Source organism: Pseudoduganella sp. GW821-FHT05F09 (assembly GCF_059419605.1).
Genome location: NZ_JBWKSD010000023.1, coordinates 1 through 2,621, shown reverse-complemented (window position 1 = coordinate 2,621; position 2,621 = coordinate 1). Strand labels below are relative to the sequence as shown.

Sequence of the window (2,621 nt, the reverse complement as noted above, 5' to 3'; positions counted from 1 at the left end):
CGCCGATGATAGTGCTGCAACCAGTGTGAAAGTAGGTTATCGTCAGGCTAGTTATATAGAAAAACCCCGCATAGTGAGCTGTGCGGGGTTTTTTGCGTTTTATCAAGCCGGACTTGAGCATGCAGGGCGATGATATTTCGACCACTCGTCGAAAGGCTGTATATGAAACCGCTCATTCCGCTTCTGTTGTGCGCTGTCCTGCTAGCCTCTTGCGGCGACAAGCAGTCCACGGCCACCGCCCCAGAGCCGCCGCAGCCGGCGCCGCGCTTCAGCGCCGACCTGGCGCGCACCAGCTACGGCGTGGCCCATATCCGCGCAGACAATTTTCTCGGCCTGGGCTACGGCCTGGCTTATGCCTATGCCGAGGACAATGTCTGCATGCTGGCCGACAGCATCCTGACCGTGCGCGGTGAGCGTTCGCGCTATTTCGGCGGCGCGGCCATGCCCACCAAGGGGGCGAACGGCGAATACAGCGTTGCCATCGACTATCTTGACGAGCACGGGTTCGACCTGAAGAACGAAGACAGCGACTTTTTCTTCAAAGGCTATCTCGACCTGGAGCAGCTGCGCGCTGGCTACGCCTTCGGCAGCCAGGAAATCCGCGATCTGCTGGAAGGCTACGCCGCCGGCTACAACCGTTATTTGCGCGACCATGCCGGCGCCTTGCCTGCCGCCTGCAGCGGCAAGGAATGGGTGCGGCCGATTACTGTCGACGATTTGTATTTGCTGGTGGCCGAAAAGGCCTTGCATGCATCTGGCCAGGTTTTTGCCAAAGAAGTGCTGGCCGCCGCGCGCGATCCCGGTGCGGCGGTGGCTCGCCGCGCCAGTAAAGCGGGCCCCAATCCAGTCTTGCTGGCTGGGCTGTTCAAGCCGCGCATGGCCAGCAACGGCCTGGCGATAGGCAAGGACGCGAGCCAGAACGGCCGCGGCCTGCTGCTCGGCAATCCCCACTATCCCTGGACCAGTACCGACCGCTTCTACCAGGCGCACCTGACCGTGCCGGGGTCTTATGACGCCATGGGCGCCATCCTGGGCGGCTTGCCGATAGTCGTCATCGGTTTCAACAAGGACGTGGCCTGGACCCATACCGTCACCAAGGCGGCGCACTTCACCACTTTCCGTCTCGCGCTCGATTCCACCGACCCCTCCGGGACGACCTATCTGCTTGATGGCGCGCCGGTCAAGATGAGCACGAAGACTGTAGCCGTGGACGTGCTGCAGGCGGATGGCAGCATCGCCACCAAACGCAAGGTGTTCTATTTCAGTAAGCAAGGTGCGCTGCTGGTCAAGCCGGAAGCGGGCGTGAACTGGAGCGCAACGCAAGCCTATGTGTTGGCCGATGCCAACCGCAACAATACGCGGCTGCTGGAGCAATGGCTGGCCATGGGCCGCGCAAGCAGTATGGCCAGCATGAAAGCCGCGCTCGAGCGCATCGCCGGACTGCCTTGGGTTAACACCATCGCCGCCGACCGTGACGGCGGCACACTGTACGCCGACGCCAGCGCAGTGCCGGCCGTCGACACCGAGCGTTTTCTGTCCGACTGCCTGGTCTTTCCCGCCATGCTGACGTTCGACGGCGCACGCACGAGCTGCGGCTGGGCGAAACAGGATGGCGCGCCGGATGGCATCTTCAATCCGGCGAGCGCACCGCAGTTGATGCGCGGCGATTATGTGGCCAATTCGAACGACGGCTACTGGCTGGCGAATTCATCCGCTTTACTGCTGGGCCCGGCGCCATTCGGCTACTCGCCCATGTACGGTTCGGTTGGCATAGAGCAGGGGCTGCGCACGCGCATCGGTTTCAGCCAGGTGGATGCGGCACTGGCCGCGAAGGGGAAGCTGGCGCAGGGGGACTTGCGCGAACTGCTGTTTGCCAATCGCGTCTATGTGGCTGAACTGGTGCTGCCGGATCTGCTTGCCGCTTGCGCCACCGTCGATGCATTGCTGGCGGAGGCTTGCCGCGTGCTTGCCACATGGGACAAGCGGGCCAATCTTGACAGCCAGGGTGCGATATTGTTCCGCGAGTTCTGGAACGCCGCCGCACGCATACCGAACCGCTGGCGCGTGCCTCTTAATCCGGCGGATCCGGTCAATACGCCAACGGGCGTGGCGCCGGCTTCCATGCCTGCGATGCTGAGTGCGCTGAAGGCCGCTGCGCTCAAACTGCAAACTGCAGGCGTTCCACTCGATGCGAAGCTGGGTGATTATCAAGCAGATATCCGCAACGGGATCCGGGTGCCGGTACACGGCGGCATAGGCGATATCGACGGTTCCTATAACTCGGTACACATGGCGACGGCCCTGAGTGCGGACGGTTATCGCAATATAGTTTGGGGCACGAGCTATATCCAGCTGGTGGGTTTCGACGCGGCAGGGCCGGTGGCGCAAGGGCTGCTGGTGTATGGGCAATCAACCGATCCGAAGTCGCCCAACTATGCGGACCAGGTTCCGCTGTACGCCGCCAAGCAATTGGTGCCGCTGCCATTCAGCCAGGAACAGATACGGGCCGATAGCAATTATCGGAACAGGGGGTTGACGGAATGAGGACCAAGCCCCATAATCTCGTCTCTCTGCTGCTGAACACAACGCTTCGGCAAGAAACGCAGACCTCTTTAAAAATT

General features: G+C 61.6%; 1 protein-coding gene. It reads left to right on the top strand.

All coding sequences use genetic code 11. The features are described 5' to 3' along the window. Positions 1 to 162: 162 nt before the first annotated feature. Entirely contained in the window at positions 163 to 2,544 is a 2,382-nt protein-coding gene (locus AC07S4_RS30340) for a penicillin acylase family protein (RefSeq protein WP_494990133.1), read from the top strand. Positions 2,545 to 2,621 lie beyond the last annotated feature (77 nt).